Origin of the sequence: Dyella sp. EPa41, assembly GCF_016586165.1 — a bacterium.
Taxonomy (GTDB): domain Bacteria; phylum Pseudomonadota; class Gammaproteobacteria; order Xanthomonadales; family Rhodanobacteraceae; genus Dyella.
Genome location: NZ_BCPR01000046.1, coordinates 17,401 through 36,647 on the forward strand (window position 1 = coordinate 17,401; position 19,247 = coordinate 36,647).

The 19,247-nt window shown below is 63.5% G+C and carries 14 protein-coding genes; 7 read left to right on the forward strand and 7 right to left on the reverse strand.

Features of this window, described 5'->3' with window-relative positions:
- The first annotated feature begins 11 nt into the window (after positions 1-11).
- From JMF82_RS14620 to JMF82_RS14640, 5 genes are all read left to right on the forward strand, one after another.
- On the forward strand, positions 12-4,802 hold the full coding sequence (locus JMF82_RS14620; protein WP_201315293.1) for a glycosyltransferase: 4,791 nt from the start codon (positions 12-14) through the stop codon (positions 4,800-4,802).
- 200 nt (positions 4,803-5,002) lie between these two features.
- A complete protein-coding gene (locus tag JMF82_RS14625; protein WP_236585488.1) occupies positions 5,003-5,935 on the forward strand; it encodes a dehydrogenase in 933 nt (310 codons plus the stop codon).
- Positions 5,920-6,519 (forward strand): D-sedoheptulose 7-phosphate isomerase, encoded by a 600-nt coding sequence (locus JMF82_RS14630; RefSeq protein ID WP_201315294.1) that lies wholly within the window; start codon positions 5,920-5,922, stop codon positions 6,517-6,519. The genes JMF82_RS14625 and JMF82_RS14630 overlap by 16 nt, the downstream gene beginning before the upstream one ends.
- Positions 6,506-7,213: a nucleotidyltransferase family protein gene (locus tag JMF82_RS14635; RefSeq protein WP_201315295.1), complete on the forward strand. Its 708-nt coding sequence runs from the start codon at positions 6,506-6,508 to the stop codon at positions 7,211-7,213. Before JMF82_RS14630 ends, JMF82_RS14635 begins: the two co-directional genes overlap by 14 nt.
- Before the next feature lie 6 nt (positions 7,214-7,219).
- The gene (locus JMF82_RS14640; RefSeq protein WP_201315296.1) at positions 7,220-7,774 is read left to right on the forward strand and encodes an HAD family hydrolase; all 555 of its coding nucleotides are present in this window, start codon (positions 7,220-7,222) and stop codon (positions 7,772-7,774) included.
- 102 nt (positions 7,775-7,876) lie between these two features.
- Here JMF82_RS14640 and JMF82_RS14645 read toward each other — a convergent pair whose 3' ends face one another.
- The 5 genes from JMF82_RS14645 to JMF82_RS14665 all read right to left on the reverse strand — a co-directional run bounded on the left by JMF82_RS14645 (position 7,877) and on the right by JMF82_RS14665 (position 15,574).
- Positions 7,877-8,824 carry an FAD-binding protein gene (locus JMF82_RS14645; RefSeq protein WP_201315297.1) on the reverse strand — a complete coding sequence of 316 codons (948 nt, stop codon included), beginning with the start codon at positions 8,822-8,824 and terminating at the stop codon, positions 7,877-7,879.
- A gap of 80 nt (positions 8,825-8,904) precedes the next feature.
- Positions 8,905-9,651 carry an electron transfer flavoprotein subunit beta/FixA family protein gene (locus JMF82_RS14650; protein ID WP_201315298.1) on the reverse strand — a complete coding sequence of 249 codons (747 nt, stop codon included), beginning with the start codon at positions 9,649-9,651 and terminating at the stop codon, positions 8,905-8,907.
- A gap of 93 nt (positions 9,652-9,744) precedes the next feature.
- On the reverse strand, positions 9,745-11,811 hold the full coding sequence (locus JMF82_RS14655; protein WP_201315299.1) for a glycoside hydrolase family 99-like domain-containing protein: 2,067 nt from the start codon (positions 11,809-11,811) through the stop codon (positions 9,745-9,747).
- A 49-nt stretch (positions 11,812-11,860) separates the two neighbouring features.
- The gene (locus tag JMF82_RS14660; protein ID WP_201315300.1) at positions 11,861-13,870 is read right to left on the reverse strand and encodes a glycosyltransferase; all 2,010 of its coding nucleotides are present in this window, start codon (positions 13,868-13,870) and stop codon (positions 11,861-11,863) included.
- An 87-nt stretch (positions 13,871-13,957) separates the two neighbouring features.
- The gene (locus tag JMF82_RS14665) at positions 13,958-15,574 is read right to left on the reverse strand and encodes an electron transfer flavoprotein-ubiquinone oxidoreductase (protein WP_201315301.1); all 1,617 of its coding nucleotides are present in this window, start codon (positions 15,572-15,574) and stop codon (positions 13,958-13,960) included.
- Positions 15,575-15,745: 171 nt separating this feature from the next.
- Here JMF82_RS14665 and JMF82_RS14670 point away from each other — a divergent pair, with 171 nt between their 5' ends.
- Together JMF82_RS14670 and JMF82_RS14675 are read left to right on the forward strand one after the other, a co-directional pair.
- Entirely contained in the window at positions 15,746-17,143 is a 1,398-nt protein-coding gene (locus tag JMF82_RS14670; RefSeq protein WP_201315302.1) for an amidase, read from the forward strand.
- Between the two features lie 73 nt (positions 17,144-17,216).
- Entirely contained in the window at positions 17,217-17,843 is a 627-nt protein-coding gene (locus JMF82_RS14675) for an alpha-ketoglutarate-dependent dioxygenase AlkB (protein ID WP_236585489.1), read from the forward strand.
- Positions 17,844-17,852: 9 nt separating this feature from the next.
- Here the strand turns inward: JMF82_RS14675 and JMF82_RS14680 are convergent, their stop codons facing one another.
- Both JMF82_RS14680 and JMF82_RS14685 read right to left on the reverse strand, forming a co-directional pair.
- The gene (locus JMF82_RS14680) at positions 17,853-18,476 is read right to left on the reverse strand and encodes an ABC-type transport auxiliary lipoprotein family protein (protein WP_201315303.1); all 624 of its coding nucleotides are present in this window, start codon (positions 18,474-18,476) and stop codon (positions 17,853-17,855) included.
- A partial coding sequence (locus JMF82_RS14685; RefSeq protein ID WP_201315304.1) for an MlaD family protein occupies positions 18,473-19,247 on the reverse strand: 775 nt, incomplete at its 5' end. The genes JMF82_RS14680 and JMF82_RS14685, both read right to left, overlap by 4 nt.

Sequence of the window (19,247 nt, forward strand, 5' to 3'; positions counted from 1 at the left end):
GATTAGTCACCATGAGTGAGAATTCGCGTTCCCGGAAGAAGGGCATTTTCATACTCGGCATGCATCGTAGTGGCACTTCTGCCACGACGCGTGTCGTCAATCTGCTTGGGGCTGATCTCGGCCCGGCCCTGGTCGACCCTGCGCCGGACAACAGAAAGGGATTCTGGGAACACTTCGAAGCCAACCAACTTGATGACCTTCTGCTCACCGAGCTTGGTCGTACATGGCACGACATTCGCGAGATGCCCCCCGGCTGGGAGAATTCGCCTGAAGCGAGGCAGGCCGTGGCAACATTTGCGCGCCTGATCGAGCGCGACTTTGGCGATAGCCCGGTCTGGGCCATCAAAGACCCGCGTATGTGCCGGCTCGCGCCGCTCTGGCTTGAAGCGGCCCAGCGTTGTGATGTCGACGTTTCGGTATTGCTGGTGGTGCGCAACCCGCTCGAAGTCGCGGAATCGCTGCGCGTGCGTGATCGCTGGGTGCCGGGACACTCGTACTTGCTTTGGATGCAGCATTTGCTGGAGGCCGAGCGGGCCACCCGTGATCGCCCCAGGAGCGTACTCCTATATGACCAGTTGCTCGAAGACTGGCGTGGATCCATGGCGCGAGTAGCGGGTGAGCTGCAGGTCGACTGGCCGCGTGGCTTTGACGTCGCCGGTGCAGCTATCGACAGTTTTCTCGAAGTGGGCGAGCGGCATTTCAATGTTGCCGAGGGCGAGTCCTCTCACGCTGATGCCCCCCGATTGCCTGGATTGGTCGGGAAGCTCTACGAAATCTGTGGGCGCATCTCGCGCGGCCTGGGGGCGTGGCGCGAGGTAGACGCGCTGTACGACGAGTATCTCGCGGCCTCGCAGATTTATGCCGAGCCCATAATCGACCTGGTCTCCCGTAAGGCACGAGCCGAAGAGAGGGCAAAGCACGCGGAATCGATCGCCAATGCGGTGGATACGGTTGCGGGTTCCCTGCGGGATCAGATTGCGGAATCCCTGGAAGCCTCGAACGCAGCGAGGGAAGCCGCGGATGCCGCGAGAGAAGCCGCGAGTTCTGCGAAGGAGGCCGCGAGTTCCGCGCAAGCACTCATCCTGAGCCAGGATGAAAAGCTCGAGAGGTTTAGTGCACTGATGGAGGCGGCCAGCACGCAGCTCGCCTCCCAAGGTGAGATGATCGACAGGCTGACGAATGCAGCCGAGGCAACCGGTGATCTGCTTGACTCGGCCGACGTTCGCAGCGAAGCGCTTGAGAAGGCTCTTCTTGAGAGCGACAAATACATCGACGAGCTGCTGAATTCGACCAGTTGGCGCGTCACTGCGCCGCTGCGTTGGGCCCGCCAGAGGGTGCTGTCCAAGCACCTGCGGACGGCTTTGGGCCGCGGCGTCAAGGCGACCTATGACAGTCTTCCCCTCTCGGTGGACGCGAAGCTCGCGGTGAAGGGAGCGGTATTCCGTGGCCTATCACCCGTGCTGCGTAACACGAACGCATACAGGTCGTGGAAGAACTTCAAACGCAACCCGTCTGCCCGACCAGCGGCCGTCCAAAACATCGCGGACGGCACTCCGGTTGCCAAGGCTCCGCGGCCACGGGCACCTCTGCGCCCCGTCCCTTTCGACGGTCAGGGGCGGCTGGCGTTCTTCACCATTTGCTCGCGTAACTTCACGGCCTACGCGCGGACGCTAGCGGACTCGATACGCGCCCAACATCCGGACGCGGCCTTGTTCGTCGCCCTGTGCGACGAGCGCGGCGAGGACTACGACGTCAGCGGCTTGCCGTTCGAGCTGGTGGAACTGGACCAGCTGGACATCGCCGACTACCAGGAAATGGGGCGGCGGTACAACATCACGGAATTCAATACTGCAATAAAGCCTTTCGTATTTACGTACTTGTTCGAAAGGAGGGGCTTCGAGAAGGTCGTCTACCTCGACCCCGACATCCTCGTCGTCAGTCCCCTGGACGAAGTGACCAGCGCCCTTTCAGATGGGGCCGAGGCTGTGCTCACACCGCACATCCTGCATCCAGCGGAGAATACCGAGCGTACGGACATCCATATGCTTCAGCTCGGGATTTATAACCTGGGTTTCGTGGCGCTGCGCAACACCGCTCGAGTGCGCGAGATCGTCAAATGGTGGGAACGCAGGCTGGAATTCGAATGCGTGATTCGTCCTGAGGAAGGACTGTTCGTCGATCAAAAGTGGGCCGACCTTCTGCCGTCCTTCATCGAGAACACGCACATCCTCCACCATCCCGGCTACAACGTGGCGTACTGGAACCTGCCGCAACGACAGGTGACGCTGCGCGACGACACATGGCTGGTGAATGGGCAACGCCTGCGATTCGTCCACTTCTCCGGTAACAAGCTGGAGGACCCGGCCGTGTTCTCGAGGCACAGTTGGCAGCTGAACGTGGACAACATCGGTGACCTCAAGCTGTTGCTTGATGAGTACCGTAGCCGCGTCTTCGGCAACGATCATTTGGCGTATGCAAGGTTTCCCTATTCGTTTAGCTGGAATGGCGCGAGCGGCAAGAACGAACACACGCCGCAGGGAGCCACGCTCACGGCCCAACAGGCCGCCAACGAACCGATTCGGGGCGCGGAGTTGTCTGATGCGGCGGGATCAGGTTATTCGGCCCGCCGATTTGCGAAGGATGTCATTCGTGACGCAGGAGGACCCGCCCAAGTGGCGAGGAAGGCGTGGCGCATCTATCGCGAGCGTGGCCTGAAAGGCGTGCGCGAGAAGATTTCGACGCTGTCGGTGACGTATTCAGACAATGTTGCGCGTGAAGAGGAATGGGTTCCCAAACCCCATGCTTCCCATGTCGTCAAGCGTGCGATGTTTGTGGACTGGTCGACGCCGCGCCCCGATCAGGACGCGGGTTCGGTGACGACGTTCGGATTCCTGAAGATTTTTGTCGAACTCGGTTACGACGTGACGTTCATTCCGAGCGATTTGGAGTACCTGGGCAGATACAGCGATCGACTCGAGGCGCTGGGCATTCGCTGCCTCGATCGCTCGACCGTGGGCAGCATGGCGTCGCACCTGCGGCAGCACGGTTGCGATTACGACTTGGTGATGGTTTTCCGAGCCCCCGTCGCGGCTCTCTACATGTCCGATATCAAGCGCTACGCGCCCTATGCCAAGTTCGTTCTGGAGACGGCGGATCTCCACTACCTGCGTGACACCCGGCATGCCGAGCACGAAGATTCGGATGAACTTCGCGCGAAGGCGCTGGCGGCCAAGGAGTTTGAGCTCAACATCATCAACACGGCTGACGTGACCATCGTGGTCAGCCCCGTGGAGAAGGAAATCCTGTCGCTGGATGCTCCTGAAGCCGACATCAGGTACTTGCCGGTGCCTCTGGTCACCTCCGGCAGGCCGGAGAAGATCGCTGGCTTCGATGAACGCGAGGGCATCGTGTTTGTGGGTGGGTATCGGCATCTTCCCAACGTCGACGCCATGGAGTATTTCTGCCGCGAGATTTGGCCGTTGGCCAGCGCGCGGCTGCCCGGCGTCGAGTTCCTGATCGTCGGTAGCTTCCCTCCCCCGGAGATCGTGGCCTTGGGAGACATTCCTGGCGTCAGGGTTGTCGGCTTCGTGGAGGATCTGGATAGCCTCCTGTCGAAGGTACGCTTGTCTGTAGCGCCTCTTCGGTTCGGGGCGGGAGTCAAGGGCAAGGTAGCCACAGCGATGATCGCGGGCGTGCCCGTGGTGGGCACCGCCATTGCATTCGAGGGCATGGGCCTGGAAGCAGGTGTCGAGGTGCTGGAGGCGGATGTTGCCTCTGAATTCGCCGATCTGGTTGTGCGGGCCTATTCCGACCCAAATCTGTGGTCCGAGCTCTCGGTGAAGGGCATGCGGAAGGTCGACCTGTTGTACACGGAGGAGGCCGGAAAGGAACATCTCGGCCGCCTGCTAGAACAGACCGGCTTGCGCAACAACGACTTTGTTTTCGAGCGGATCGGATCCTATTCAACTTATGTGCGGCACCAGCAACGCACCGAGAACGAACGGGCACGCCGCGCCCAACTTGAGCTGGACCTTATCCCTGCAGACGAGGAGAGCTTTCTCATCGATGGGTATTGCGTCAATTGCGACGATGCAAGCCAGTTCAGGGTGAGCTTCATGTACTCGTGTCAGACAACACCCGCTGGAAGGCCGATTCCCAACTGGCGCGAACACCTCGATTGCGTCAAGTGCAGCTTCATCAATCGGGCCCGCGGCATCATGCAGCTGGTGAATCATGTCTTGCATGTGCCAAAGACCTCGCGCATCTACCTCACGGAGCGGACGACCCGGCAATACCAGTGGTTCGAAGCAAATTTCAACAACGTCACGGGCACCGAGTATTTTGGCCCCGAGTACGCGGGTGGAAGTTTTGTCAACGGTATCCGGCACGAGGACCTGACGTCGCTGACTTTCGCAGATGCTTCGTTTGATCTGATTGTTTCGCTGGACGTGCTGGAGCACGTGCCCGATGCCGAAGCGGCGTTTCGCGAGTGCTACCGGACCCTTGCCCCTGGCGGTGTCCTGCTGTTCACCGCGCCCTTCTCCTCGAGCAGCCCGACGGAGATCACGCGAGCGATCCTGCGCGAGGATGGTGCGATCGAACATCTGATGGAGCCGGAATACCATGGGAATCCTGTGGACCCTGAGAATGGTGCGCTGTGCTTCCGTTACTTCGGCTGGGACATGCTGGAGCAACTGAAGAGAGTCGGGTTCGAGGAGGCCGAGGCGATCTGTTATTGGTCGCGAGATCTCGCCTACCTGGGAGGGGAGCAGTTTGCTTTCGTGGCACGGAAGCGGCGGTGATCCACTGCCGCCGACGTTCGTCCTACTCCCAGCGTGAGGACGAAGCCTTGCTGGGAATCCACTCCCGCCTCTATGCGGATCTTCTTTAAGAGATTGAATCGATGAGTGTGCTGGTTAGGGCTAGAGCACCGCTTAGACTCGGCTTGGCGGGTGGCGGAACGGACGTGTCGCCGTACTGCGACGTCTACGGCGGCCAGGTCATGAACGTGACCATCGACAAATATGCGTACGCGGTCGTCAGCGAGGGGCAGAAGGACCAGGTCAGATACCACGGCATTGACGTGGATATCTCCGAGTCCCATCACTGCGACGAGCTGGTGCTCGACGGTGGTATGCGCCTGGCGAAAGGCGTCTACGCGCGGATTGTCCGCGACTTTCTGGGCGGTCGCGGGCGGCCAGTCGACGTCAAGACGTTCTCCCATGCGCCCCCGGGGTCCGGCCTTGGTTCGTCGTCGACCATGGTGGTGGCGCTGGTGCAGGCGTTCACGGAGTTTTTCCAGCTTCCGCTCGGGGAATACGAAGTTGCCCATCTGGCCTATGAAATCGAGCGCAAGGACCTCGGACTGGCAGGCGGCAAGCAGGATCAATACGCGGCGGCATTCGGCGGCTTCAATTTCATGGAGTTCTATGCCGACGAACGGGTGATCGTGAACCCGTTGAGGGTGAAGGACTGGGTCTGGGCTGAGCTCGAAGCCTCGCTGGTGCTGTATTTCACCGGGGTCTCAAGAGCCTCCGCGGATATTATCGACCAGCAGTCGCGGAACGTCGGCGAACAGAAGCAGTCGTCGATTGACGCGATGCATCGGCTCAAGGCTGAGGCGGTGCAAATGAAGGAGTCCGTGCTCAGAGGTGACCTCATGGCCTTCGGAAAAACCCTGATGGCTGGATGGGAGGCAAAGAAGCAGACCGCAGATTGCATTACCAATCCGCTCATCGAATCGGTTGAGCAACTTGCATATGCCAACGGCGCCCGCGCCGCCAAGGTGTCAGGTGCGGGCGGCGGCGGTTTCATCATGTTCGTTTGCGACCCAGAGCGCCGAATTCCGCTCGTCCGCGCATTGACCAGCCAGGGCGGTAGCGTCATGGACTTCCACTTCACCCAACACGGGGCCACATCATGGCGAATCAGCTAAACGACCACATTGACTCCGAGTTCTCGAAGTCGATAGACCTTCTCAAGACCATGTCGATCGATGCGTCCCTTCGCGCGCAAATTGCCGAGGTGGTGGGAATATCGGTCAATGCGTTGAGGCAGGGGCACAAGCTGATGTTCGCCGGGAACGGTGGAAGCGCGGCGGACGCCCAGCACTGGGCGGGCGAACTGGTCAGCCGCTTTTACTTCGACCGTCCGGGCCTTCCTGCCATAGCATTGACGACGGACACCAGTATCCTGACCGCCATTGGCAACGACTACGGCTACGACTACGTATTCGCCCGGCAAGTCGAGGCGATTGGCCAGCGGGGGGATGTGCTGTTCGCCATCTCCACGTCGGGCAAGTCGAAGAACATCCTGCGCGCCGTGCGCGCTGCCCGGGAACGCGGCGTCGTTTCCATAGGTTTCACGGGCGCCGGTGGCGGCGATATGGCGAACGAGTGTGACCACTGCATACGCGTGCCGTCGGACGAGACTCCGAAAGTCCAGGAAGGGCACGAGTTCCTGGGACACCTGATCTGCGGGCTCATCGAGAGCGAGATGTTCGAACATGGCCGTGCCTGAGGAAATCGTCGTCCTGGCAGGAGGGTTCGGAACCCGGCTGCGTGACGTGGTCAGCGATGTTCCCAAGCCGTTGGCCCCTGTACGGGGGCGGCCGTTTCTCGCATACCTGCTGGACGCATTTGCCCAGCAGAAGCTCCGGCGTGTCATCTTCGCGACGGGTTACATGGGGGAAGTGCTGCCCGAGGCGCTCGGGCGTACCTGGCGAGGGATGGATCTGGTCTATGTGAGGGAGAGCGAGCCTCTCGGCACCGGCGGGGCCATCGCCCATGCGGCAGCTTCGATCATGGGCGACGCGTTCTTTGTGGCGAACGGGGACACCTTTCTTTCCCTCGATTACGCGGCTTTCGCCCAATTCTCGGCAGCACATTCGGTCGAGATCGGCGTCGCCCTGGCAAATGTTCCCGACGTGGGGCGCTATGGTGCCGTCGAGATAGACGGTGCCCGCATCGAGCGTTTCAGGGAGAAGGGAGGCTCGGGTCCTGGGTTCATCAACGCGGGAACATATTATGTGCGGTGCGCTGCGTTGACGGCATTTCCGCCGGCGCGAAAATTCTCATTCGAGACGGACGTCCTCGCGACGATGACCGGCTCGGGCCGGATGGCCGGATTTACGAGCACGCATGATTTCATCGATATCGGGGTGCCGGAAGACTATCGGCGGTCCCCTGTGTGCCTTGGTGTGGAAAGTGCCTGACCGGATATGACGGATGCACGCAAAAAGGCGCTTTTCCTAGATCGGGACGGTGTGATCAATGTCGACTACGGTTACGTCTGCAGCGCGGAGCGCACCGTATTCATCGACGGGATCTTTGATCTCTGTCGCGCTGCGGAGGCGCACGGGTTCATTATCGTCATCGTGACGAATCAGGCCGGAATCGCCAGGGGCTATTACTCCGAGGAGGACTTCCATGCGTACATGACATGGATGTCTGACGAGTTCGCGAAATGCGGAGTGAAACTGTCACGCGTCTACCATTGCCCGCACCATCCTTCCGAAGGCATCGGTCGATACCGGGTCGATTGCGATTGCCGCAAACCCATGCCGGGCATGATTCTGAGGGCTGCCGAAGACGAGGGGGTCGATCTCGCCAGGTCGATATTCATCGGCGACAAGATGTCCGACATGAAAGCCGGTCGGTCCGCAGGCGTCGGGAACCTGTGGCTTTACGGGCAGGACGATAGCGTCGACGGACGGGCCGACATCGTTCCCCTCCACACGTTGGAGCAGGGCCGCCAACTGCTGGAAAACCTGTGACCATCGCGCGGGGCGACCTGGCGGCCCCGCGCAACGACTACCTCATGGTCTCGGGCAACTAGCAAATTTTGAATCCTTGCACTCCGCTTGAGGTGTGTCGGCTCAATTACCCAGTGCCTGTTCCAACTGCGGCAGCAGCGTAAACAGGTCACCCACCAAGCCGATGTCGGCAATTTCGAAAATCGGCGCCTCGCCGTCCTTGTTGATTGCCACGATGGTGCCCGCGTCCTTGATGCCGGTGAGGTGCTGGATGGCGCCGGAAATGCCGATGGCCATGTAAAGCTCGGGGGCGATGATCTTGCCCGTCTGGCCCACCTGCAGGTCACTCGGCACGTAGCCAGCGTCGACGGCGGCACGCGAGGCGCCCACGGCGGCGCCGATCTTGTCGGCGAACTTGAAGATGATGTCGAAGTTCTCCTTCGAGCCCACGCCGCGGCCACCCGAGACCACCTTGCTGGCGCTCTGCAGGTCAGGACGGTCGCTCTTGCCCGACTGCAGTTCGACGAAGCGGGTATGCGAGGGCAGGGCTACGTCCACCGTCAGGGCTTCGACCGGGGCGTTGTTGGCGCCCGTCGCCGCGGCAGGCCAGGAGGCCGTGCGGATGGTGGCGACGACGGTGGTGTTGGGATCGGCTTCGACCGTGATGATCGCGTTGCCGGCATAGATCGGGCGCTTGAACGTGTGGGCGCTTTCCACGCTCATCACGTCACTGACCTGGGCCACGCCGAGCAGGGCGGCCACGCGCGGCAGCACGTCCTTGCCGAACGTGGTCGACGGAGCGAACACGTGGCTGTAGCCGGTGGCGGCCTTGGCGATCTGCGGGGCCAGCACGGCGGCCAGCGGATGCGCGTTCTCGGCGCGGGCGACGGTGAGCACGCGGCTCACGCCTTCGATCTTGGCGGCGTCGGCGGCGATGGCGTCGACGTTGTCGGCCAGCACCAGCACGTCGATGGCTTCGGGCTTGATGGCCGCGGCGGCGCTCACGGCGCGCGCGGTGGAGGAGTTGAGCTTGCCGCCGAGGTGTTCGGCGACGACGAGGATCTTGGTCATGGGTGTTCCCTCAGACGTGGGACAGGGAGGCTTTTATTGAAAAGTCCGGCCATGGACGGCCGGGTTTTGATCAGGGACGATCACAAAAGCCCCTTCTGCTTCAGCGCCGCGACCAGTTCGGCCGCATCCTTCACCATTACGCCCTTGCTGCGCTTGGCCGGCGCGGTGTAGTGCGTGGTCTTGAGGTGGTCGTTGGCTTCGACGCCCAGCGAGCCGAACTCGATGGTGTCGATCGGCTTGGACTTGGCCTTCATGATGTCCGGCAGCTTGATGAAGCGCGGCTCGTTGAGGCGCAGGTCGGTGGTGATCACGGCCGGCAGTTCGGCTTCGATCACTTCCAGGCCGGCATCGACTTCGCGGGTCACCCTGGCCTTGCCGTCGGCGATCTCGACCTGGCTGGCGAAGGTGGCCTGCGGACGATCCCACAGCGCGGCCAGCATCTGGCCCGTCTGGTTGGCGTCGTCGTCGATGGCCTGCTTGCCGAGGATGACCAGGGCCGGCTGTTCCTTCTCGATCAGCTTCTGGAAGATGCGGGCGGCGGTGAGCGGCTGCACGGCGTCCGTGGTCACCACGTGGATCGCGCGGTTGGCGCCCATGGCCAGGCCGTTGCGCAGGTGCGGGGTGAGGTCGGCAGGGCCGATACCCACGACCACCACTTCTTCGGCCACGCCCTTTTCGCGCAGGCGCAGGGCTTCTTCCAGGGCGATGTCGTCGAACGGGTTGGCGGAAAGCTTCACGCCATCCGTCACCACGCCGGTGCCATCGGGTTTCACCTGGATGCGGACGTTGTAGTCCACGACGCGCTTGTAGCCAACAAGAATCTTCATCGATGGGTCCTTAACTGATAAACCGCCGCGCGGGCAGAAAAATGACATTCTACTCGGCTTCAAACATTTGTATGAATACGTCAGGAAAAACAACTAAAAACAGTCATTTAACCTATTCTTTGGGCATGTGGACAAGGTCGTCGGGGTGTCCGAAGCTCGGCCGTAAACGCTGGCGGCATCCGCCATGGTGAAGCCGGCCGACCATGTTGCCAGAGCGAAGATGCGTTCCACGGCGTGAGCCGTGGTGCCATCGTTCTGGTCTACCTCGTGCCCGAACTCCCAGGGCGCCATGTGCGCGTCGAGTAGTGGGCGAAGCGCAGCGAGGCGGACCCAGAACATGCTTCCGGCGACGAACTCGCTGGCGGGCGAGGGCTGAGAAAGGCCAAGCCTGGTGCAGAGCGCGCGAATGTTCGCTTCGTCGGCACCCCGGAAATGCTCCAGCGGCTGCGAGTGGCCCTCAGGCGCTACCAGCCCCAGGCGGGGATCGGTGGCGAAAGCCTCCAGGATGCGCGGGGCGCGGTCGCCGGCCAGGCTCTGGAGCAATTCGTGGCGCCACTGCGAGCCGTCCCCTCGATGCACCGATTGCTTGGTGTGCAGTTTGAGGACGGTGTCGACGCCTTCGTTGAGAAGCTGGTCGGCCACCTGCAGGAAAGGAAGCACATCACGACCGCGGTTTTCGAAGACATGGATTTCTGCGTCTACCCCGAGCCCCTTCAGTCGCGCCCGGACCTCGTGTTCGCGTTCGGGTGCCGTTGTGATCACGATTCGCCAGTTGAGCGCACTGTGGCTCAAGCTTGCGATCACGTCGTCGAGCACTTCCGCGTACCACGCATGCACGACGACACAAGGACGTGTGGCAGTGTTTTCACGTGGTGGCAATAGTGCGGCACGGGTGGCATCCAACCAGGCATGCCCAAGGCGTATGTCAGGCTCCAGCACGGCACCTTCAGCCCATTCGTTCCACGCATTGATGAAGACCATCGGAGCGCGTGGCGAGCGCGTCTGGGCTACGGAAACAGCATGCCGCAGCCAGTCTCGATAGGTGCGTGGCGATGCATGGGCCAGCACGCGGCCGCGGCCGCTCCTACGGGGTTCGTTGTCCCAGCCCGGGTTGACGCCCGGATATAGCAAATAGCCAGGTGTGGCGGCGTTGGTGGCGTGACGCACGAGTTCGCGCCAGTCGAGCACGTCGCCGGCGAAGTCCGGATTGATAAGTTGCTGTTCGCCTGTGATTGTATTCAACGAGATGTTGTTCGGTGGGAACTCCACCGCTGCATCAAAGCCGATATTGGCCGGGTCGACACGATCGAAACTTTGTACATAGGCGAGGTGGATCTCGCCGATGCCGTTATCGCGGCACCATGCACGCCAGCGCGCTGCTGTCTCCTTCGGTGACGGCAGGAGACCGGGGCGATACACCAGCAGCATCGGCTTGCCGTCGACGCGCAAGTAGCGCGGATCCCTCAGGTAGACGGCGACATGCGCAATGAACGCGAGGTCGTCCTCCGCGCTGTGCTGCTGGCCAATCAGCACATCATCCGCGCGGCCGTCCCAGCGCCGCGACCAGTTTTCGTTCGCCCAGCACAGGCAGATGGGCAGGTCGAGATCAGCATTGACAAGCCATTGGCGCAACGGTGCCTCCAGCAGCGTCTTGCCAGCGAACCAGTAAAAGTAGGTGCAGAAAGCGCCGATGCCGTACTCGCGCGCGAGTTGCATCTGTTTGCGCATCACGTCCGGCTGGCGCAGGTCGTAGTAGCCCAATTCGCCGGGTAGCCTGGGTTGTGCATGACCCTCGTACTGCGGAAGTGCACGCGTCACATTCCGCCACTCGGTGAAGCCGGTGCCCCACCATGTGTCGTTCTCTGGTATCGAGTGGAACTGTGGCAGATAGAAGGCAACCAATGTCGCCGGCAGCGGTGATGGCAGTGCCTCCTTGCGACGCGGCACATGGCCGATGGCGTGCTCCACCGCGCGCTGCAGAGGGCGGCGTGACCTGTCGACTGGCGCCCGCCCGCGTGCCCCGGTAGGCACCATGCCGGCGTAGCGATCCAGAAAACGCTGCCTCCATCGGTCACGTGTCGCCACCGGCAAGGGCGTCAGGCGAAAGCCGGCGCGCAGCAGTTGGAAGACCTGGCGTTTGGCGAAATCGAAGAGCGGCATACACGTTATTCCGGTGGCCCGGGAATGGTCCGCATTGCGGCGGAGCGGGTCAATCCAGTACGCGGCGAAGGGTAGCCGCGGCAGCGCGGGACGAGAAGTGCTCGTCCACATTGCGCAGGCCATTGCGTGACAAAGTCATCCACAAACCCTCGTGAGACGCGAGGCGCGCGGCCGCGGCGGCAAAGCCGTCTGGATCTTCAGCCACGAGCACATCGGTGCCGGGGCGCAATTGCATGCCTTCCACCGCCGTATCGGTCGCGATTACCGGAACGCCATAGCTCATGGCCATATTGATCTTGCCTTTCACCCCGGCACCGAACCGGAGCGGCGCCAATGACGCCAGTGCGTGCTCCATGATGGGAGCGAGATCTGGCACCCGGCCGCAAAACACCAGGCCAGGCCCGGAGAGTTCCTTTCGCGCGGCATCCGGGATGTCGCCCACCACGTTCACGACCACTTCGGGCAGCCGCGCGCGCAGTGCGGGCACTATGTCGGTCGCGATCCAGCGGATCGCGTCGACATTGGGAGGGTGCCCGTATCCACCGATGAAAACCAGGTCTCTTCGCCCCGAATATGGATACCTGCACCCGAACACATCATGGATGTTCGACAGTAGCTCAATTTTCGCCTGCGGCAGCTCGCTCGCCAGCAAGGCCTGCTCGTGTGGACTCACCACGAAGGTGACATCGCATTGCTCGATCAGCGCCAGTTCGCTTTTCCGCGAGGCCTGTGCTTGTCGGGCCATGGATGCGCTGCCGCTCAGTTCGGCGGCCCGTTGTTCGCGCAGGAAATGCAGGTCAACAGTGTCGAAGAGGAGGCGCGCCCTTGGCGACAGCTTGCGCACCAGCGATGCATATTGCCCAGCGACGGTGTGACGGCAAAGGATCACGGCATGAAGTTCGTGGCCGTGCGCGCGCAGCCAATGCGGTAGGTCCGACACCCAAGGGCGACAGAGCACTTCGACGCCCAACTCGCCCAAGGCACGGATCTCGTCGTCGGTGGCGCGGCCATCGTCGGGCAGGAACGATACCGACCACCCCTGTTCGTCGAGCAGGCGGAGAATGGCAGTGAGGCGCAGGGACCCGGAGTCGCGCGTGGGTTCCGGCGTCATGCTGTCGACAACGAGGATGCGACCACGGCGACGCCAGCGTAGCGCACGAAGCAGTGAAGTGCCTTCCGGCGGCTGAGACCGTAGGGCGCTTTCCCATTTCGCCGAGAATACGGCCTGGTTCGTCACCTGGTGGCGTTTCATGCCCGAGTGCAGGTCGGTGCCGGCGCTGATGCCTTCGCAGTGAATGACGGTGCTGGACGGCTCGTAATAGACCTTCAGGCCGAGCTGTCGCATCGCGAATGCCAGGTCGGTGTCTTCGTAGTAGGCGGGTGCATAGCGCTGGTCGAACCCGCCGACGCTGCGGAACACATCGCGGCGGATCATCAGCGATGCACCACTGACATAGTCCACTTCGCGACGATAGCGCCAGGCAGGGGTGTCACGCTGCTCGAAGCGGCCCGACGTCCAGCAGTTGCCATCGGCGAACACAAGGCCTCCGGCTTCCTGCAGGCGGCCATCCGGATAGACCAGGCGGCTACCAGCGATACCGCAGTCCTTGCGGTCATTGAAGCAGGCAAGCAGGCCGTCGAGCCAGTTCGGCGTGACTTGTGTGTCATTGTTGAGGAACAACAGGAAGTCGCCACGCGCTGCCGTGGCGCCCGTGTTGCTCGTGCCAATAAAGCCCAGGTTGCGATCATTGCGCAGTATGCGCAGGCCTTGGACTTGGCTAAGCCGCTCGACCGAGTTGTCGGGAGAGGCATCGTCCACCACGATCACTTCGAACGAGGCTGTCGGGGCATTTCGCGCGATCGAGCGCAGGCATGCAAGCGTATAGGCCACCTTGCCGTGGACCGGAATGATCACCGATACCAGCGGTTGCTCCGAGGTGGGCAGCGTGAACGGGGTAAAAGGTAGGTCGAGCGACTCGACGTGTAGCGAATCGTCGAGCGTCGGGCGTCGCACGAATTCCTGGCGAACACGCGCGAGCGTGCCACGCCAGCCACGCAAGGCGACGCTGCCGCGGAAACGTTGCAGCGCGTAATTCAGGCGTTTGAAGCGCCAGGTGAGTCGGGCGGACAGCGCAGAGTCCTCCCGTCAGAGATTCTGGTAATTCGGCCCCGACCCACCCTCTGGCGTCACCCAGTTGATGATCTGGTACGGGTCCTTGATGTCGCAGGTCTTGCAGTGCACGCAGTTGGCGGCGTTGATCTGCAGGCGCTTGCCGGTGCTTCCGTCGGGCTTGGCGTCGTCGACGATCTCGTAGACGCCGGCGGGGCAGAAGCGGGTGCAGGGGTTGCCGTATTCGACGGTGCACTGGCTGATGCACACGTTGGTGTCGGCGACCTGCAGGTGGATGGGTTGGTCTTCGTCGTGCTCGGTGGCGGCGAAGTACACGCCGGCCAGGCGGTCGCGCGGCGGCAGTTCGCGCTGCAGGTAGTCGCGCTTGGGCTCTTCCTGCTGGCCGAGCTTGTGCAGCGAGGACCAGTCGGCCTTGTTCTTGAGCGTCCACGGCGAGGCGCCTGCCACGACGGTTTCCCAGGCGGCGTTCAACATGCCGAACCACAGGCCCTTCTTGAAGGCGGGCTTGATGTTGCGCACCTTCTTCAGCTCGGCCATCACGTCGGAGGCGCGCAGCCTGGCGTCGAAGCCGGCCGGGTCGAGCCCGGTGGCGGCCAGGTGTTCGGCGGCGAGCATGCCACTCTTGATCGCCTGGTGGGTGCCCTTGATCTTGGGCACATTGAGCAGGCCGGCGGTGTCGCCGATCAGCAGTGCGCCGGGCATTTCCAGCCTGGGCAGCGACTGGTAGCCGCCGGTGACGATGGCGCGTGCGCCGGCCGAGAGGATGGTGCCGCCTTCCAGCAACGACTTCACCGTCGGATGGTTCTTCCATTGCTGGAAGGCTTCCCACGGCTGGTAGTTGGGATCGGTGTAGTCCAGGCCGCTGACGTAGCCCAGCGCGATCCGGTCCTTGTCCAGGTGATACAGGAAGCTGCCGCCATAGGTGTGGCTGTCGGCCGGCCAGCCGAAGCTGTGCACGATCTTGCCCGGCTGCACGCGGCCGGCGGGTACCTGCCACAGTTCCTTGATGCCGATGGAGTAGCCCTGCGGGTCGCTGTCCTTGTCCAGCGCAAAACGCTTGATCAGCTGCTTGGTGAGGCTGCCGCGCGCGCCTTCGGCCAGCACGGTGACCTTGGCCTTGATGTCGATGCCCTGGGTGTAGCCCGGCTTGTGCGAACCGTCCTTCGCCACGCCCATGTCGCCGATGCGCACGCCTGCGACGGAACCGTCTTCGTTGTAGATGTTGTCGGCGGCGGCGAAACCGGGAAACACGTCCACGCCCAGCGCCTCGGCCTGCGGCGCGAGCCAGGCGCACATCGCACCGAGCGAGACGATGAAGTTGCCGTGGTTGTTCATGCCCGGCGGCACCGGCAGCTTGCGTTCGCCGGTCTTGGTGAGCAGCCAGAATTCGTCCTCGGTGGCGGGCACGCAGATCGGCGGCGGGTTGTCGCGCCAGCCGGGCAGCAGCGCGTCCAGCGGCTGCGGTTCGATCACAGCGCCGGAGAGGATCTGCGCACCGATGGTCGACGCCTTTTCGATCACGCACACGCTCACGTCCGGCTTGAGCTGCTTCAGGCGGATGGCGAAGGAGAGGCCTGCGGGGCCTGCGCCGACGACGACGACGTCGTATTCCATCATTTCGCGGTCGCTCATGGCGTAACTCCAACTGGCTGCTGCGGCACGATTCCGTTCCCCCACGTATGGAAACGGGCAAACCGGCATTGTCCGGGTTCAGGCGGTGCCGGGCAACGTGGATGGCCGAATCCTTGCAAACCCTTCATCTCCGGTGGTGATAATCGACCGTGAGACCCAGGGAAGAACAATATGAACCTGCAACCCCCGATCAACGATCTCGACCAGCGCCGGGCGACGATGTGTCAGCTGTTGCACTGGCTGGCGGTCGATCGGGTACAGCCGCAGTCGTTGGCCGAAACGTACCTGGAGGCGATCGAGCGCCTCAATCCCGAGATCAACGCCTATGTCAGCCTGAGCTCGGCCATGCTGCAGGAGCAGGCGCTGGCGGCCCAGCATCGTCGCCGTGACGGCGTGATCGGGCGGCTCGACGGCATCCCCATCGCGCTCAAGGACAATTTCGACGTGGCCGGTTGGCCAACCCGCGCGGGCCTGGCCGGCCGCTCCAGGCCGGTCGGCGAAGACGCCCATGTGGTGGCGCGGCTGCGCGCCTCGGGCGCCGTCATCATCGGCAAGACCAATATGGACGAGGGGGCGCTGGGCGCGACCACCGACAACCCCCATTACGGCGCCACCCACCATCCGCTTCGCCACGGCTATACGGCGGGCGGCTCGTCGGGCGGCGCGGCCGCGGCCGTGGCTGCCGGGCTCGCGGTGGCCGCGGTGGGTTCCGACAGCCTGGGCTCGATCCGTATTCCGGCCAGCTATTGCGGCGTTTACGCGCTCAAGCCCACGCATGGGGAAATCTCGGCGCGTGGCATGGTGCCGGCGGCGCGGCGGCTGGACACGGTGGGCCTGATCGCGCGCAGTGCGGACGATCTCACCGTGCTGCTGCAGGTACTGGCCGGCTACGACGCCGACGACCCGCGCTCGCGCCGCCGTCGCGTGGCCCTGTCGCCACCGGACTGGGAGCCGGGGCGTTTGCGTGCCGGCTTCCTGCCCGACCTCGCGGCGCTCGGCGTACAGCAGGAGGTCATCGCCGTGTTCGAGGCTGCGCTGGCCAACTGGCCGCGTGAGCTGGGCGAACGCCGCACGGTGGATTTTTCCGACTGGGATTTCGCACGCACGCGTCGCGCCGGTTTCCTGCTGATGGAGGCGGAGATGCTCGGCACCTTCGCCGCGGATCTGGCCGATACGGAGTGCCGGGTGTCCGAGCATTTTCGTCGATTGCTGGGCTATGCGGCAGGCAAGAGTGCTGCCGACTATGCTTGCGCCGATCGCGTGCTCGACGCGGCCACGCTGAAGATGCGCCGCCTGTTCGCGCAGATCGACGTGCTGGTGCTGCCCACCACGCCGCAGGGCGCGTTCCCGCTCGATGGCCCGGTGCCCGATTCGCAGGCGGACCTGACCAGCTTCGCCAGCCTGGCTGGTTGCCCGGCGGTGAACATCCCGATGGGTTACCTGCCCGACGGCATGCCGGTGGGCCTGCAACTGGTCGGCGCACGCGGCTCCGATTTGCGCCTGCTCGAACTCGCCTCGGTGTTGGCGGCCACGCTGGATGTGGAGCCGGCGTTTCCCGGGATCGTATGAGAAGGCTTGAGAGCTAGCTTTTAAGGCCGTCATTCCGGCCTGCGCCGGAATGACGGGCAGCGGTGAGGCACGCATGTTGAGCTTGTTCGATGAGATGCCCGGCTGGCAGTCACTCCCATTGCCAGGCGCCGAGCTATCGCTGTGGCGGCATTGGCTCGACGATGCGGAGGCCGACGCCTTGCTTGCCGGATTGCGGGCAGCGATTCCCTGGGAAGTCCATCGCATCCGCATCTATGGGCGCGAGGTGGATTCGCCGCGCCTGAGTTGCTGGATCGGCGACCCTGATGCGACCTACGTGTACTCGCGAACGCGTTTCGAACCGCGCCCGTGGCAACCCGCGCTGGCGGTTTTGCGCAGCCGGGTGGAAAAGGCCTGCGGCAGCCGTTTCAACAGCGTGCTCGCCAACCTGTATCGCAGCGGCCAGGACTCGATGGGCTGGCACAGCGACGACGAACCCGAGCTGGGCGAACGACCGGTGATCGCATCGCTCAGCCTTGGCGCCGAGCGGCGGTTTCGACTCAAGCCCAGGCAGGCCGGCACGCGTGAGGACACGCGCGTCATCACGCTGGGGCACGGCAGCCTGCTCAGGATGGCCGGCGACGCGCAGCGTCTCTATGTGCACGATTTGCCGAAGACGAGCGCGGCGGTGGGGCCGCGCATCAACCTGACATTTCGCTGGATCGATCCGTCGCGGCGCTGAGCGCTGGCGTCATTCGGTGGGCGCGGCCGGCGATGCCAGCGACTGCTGTGTTGTCCACGCCACCACCTGCGCCGCCAACGCATCGCTGGCCTGCCCAAACGCCGCGACCACCTGCGGAACGGAGGTCCCTCCGACGGGCTGCGTGACGTCGAAACGCCGCGTCGCCACCACGCGCAACCCGCTGTTCTGCACGAGGCGTGCGTCGTAGCGGATGACCACCACGGGCGCGTTGCCTTGGTACTCCGACTGGAAGGCACGCAGGTCACCGGCCAACGTGTAGCTCGCGGGCAGTCCATTGTCGTCGCTGCTCACCGACGCAGCCCTGCCATCGTCGCGGAAGGCGTCGATCAGGCGGTTGCGCAGCAAGGTCGTGGCGGTGTCGCTCCAGCGTGCGCCCTTGTACACGCTGACCAGATCGCCTTGCGGCATCACCGCGATGCGCGAGCTGTCGATCATGCGCTCGGCCTGTGGCGTATTGATGCGCAGCGACCAGCTCGCCGAAGGCGCCTGCGCGTGCGGCAGCGGTGTCGCGGGCAACCGGTAGATGTCGGGTGTTTCGGCCTTGGGCAGCACCGAGCACGCCGTCAGCACGGCGGCAGCGATGCAGGCGGAAAGACGGGCATACAGCCTCATGGCACGAACTCCTTGCTGCGATCGCGGCCCAACAGGAAGCCGGTGGGATTGTCATCGAGGCGGCGCGCGACGCCGCGCAGCGACCCGGCGGCGTCGCGCAACTCGCGGATCGCCGGCGCCAGCTCGCTGAAGCCCTGCATGCCGCCGTTGATCGAAGCGCGATTGTCGTTGACCAGGCGATCAATGTTGGCGGTGACGCGTTCCACCGATGCGAGCGCATTCCTGGCGCTGTCGAGCGTGGCCTTGCCCTGGTTGTCGACCAGGCCGTTGGCCGACTGCACGAGCTTCTGGGTTTGCGCCAGCGTGTCGTTGGCCTGCTTGCTGGCTTCGGCGAGCTGCTTGAGCAGCGTGCGGATGTCGTCGCGCTGGTCGGCGATGGCGCCGGTGGCCTTGTCCAGATGATCGAGCGTACGCCCGATGCGGTCCATGTTCTCGGGCGACAGCAGGGTGCTGGCGCGCGCCACCACATCGTTGATGTTCATCACCAGGTCCTCGCCGTTGGCGAGTATGCGGCTGAGCGGGGAGGGGTCGGCCACGATCACCGGCAGTTCGCCGTTCTTGCTTTCCAGCGGCGGGCTGCCGGGCGAGCCGCCGCTGAGCTGGATCACCGCCAGGCCGGTCACGCCGGTCAACGCGAGCTTGGCGTGCGTATCCTGCCGCACCGGCGTGTCGCCACCGAGGCGGATCCAGGCCAGCACCTTGCGCGGATCCTGCTTGTCGAGCTTGAGCTGGGTGACATCGCCAACCTTGATGCCGTTGTACTGCACGGCG

Coding starts and splice junctions, on each gene's coding strand:
- JMF82_RS14620 (WP_201315293.1), top strand. CDS start 12: ATGAGTGAGAATTCGCGTTCCCGGAAGAAGGGCATTTTCATACTCGGC.
- JMF82_RS14625 (WP_236585488.1), top strand. CDS start 5,003: ATGAACGTGACCATCGACAAATATGCGTACGCGGTCGTCAGCGAGGGG.
- JMF82_RS14630 (WP_201315294.1), top strand. CDS start 5,920: ATGGCGAATCAGCTAAACGACCACATTGACTCCGAGTTCTCGAAGTCG.
- JMF82_RS14635 (WP_201315295.1), top strand. CDS start 6,506: ATGGCCGTGCCTGAGGAAATCGTCGTCCTGGCAGGAGGGTTCGGAACC.
- JMF82_RS14640 (WP_201315296.1), top strand. CDS start 7,220: ATGACGGATGCACGCAAAAAGGCGCTTTTCCTAGATCGGGACGGTGTG.
- JMF82_RS14645 (WP_201315297.1), bottom strand. CDS start 8,824: ATGACCAAGATCCTCGTCGTCGCCGAACACCTCGGCGGCAAGCTCAAC.
- JMF82_RS14650 (WP_201315298.1), bottom strand. CDS start 9,651: ATGAAGATTCTTGTTGGCTACAAGCGCGTCGTGGACTACAACGTCCGC.
- JMF82_RS14655 (WP_201315299.1), bottom strand. CDS start 11,811: ATGCCGCTCTTCGATTTCGCCAAACGCCAGGTCTTCCAACTGCTGCGC.
- JMF82_RS14665 (WP_201315301.1), bottom strand. CDS start 15,574: ATGAGCGACCGCGAAATGATGGAATACGACGTCGTCGTCGTCGGCGCA.
- JMF82_RS14670 (WP_201315302.1), top strand. CDS start 15,746: ATGAACCTGCAACCCCCGATCAACGATCTCGACCAGCGCCGGGCGACG.
- JMF82_RS14675 (WP_236585489.1), top strand. CDS start 17,217: ATGTTGAGCTTGTTCGATGAGATGCCCGGCTGGCAGTCACTCCCATTG.
- JMF82_RS14680 (WP_201315303.1), bottom strand. CDS start 18,476: ATGAGGCTGTATGCCCGTCTTTCCGCCTGCATCGCTGCCGCCGTGCTG.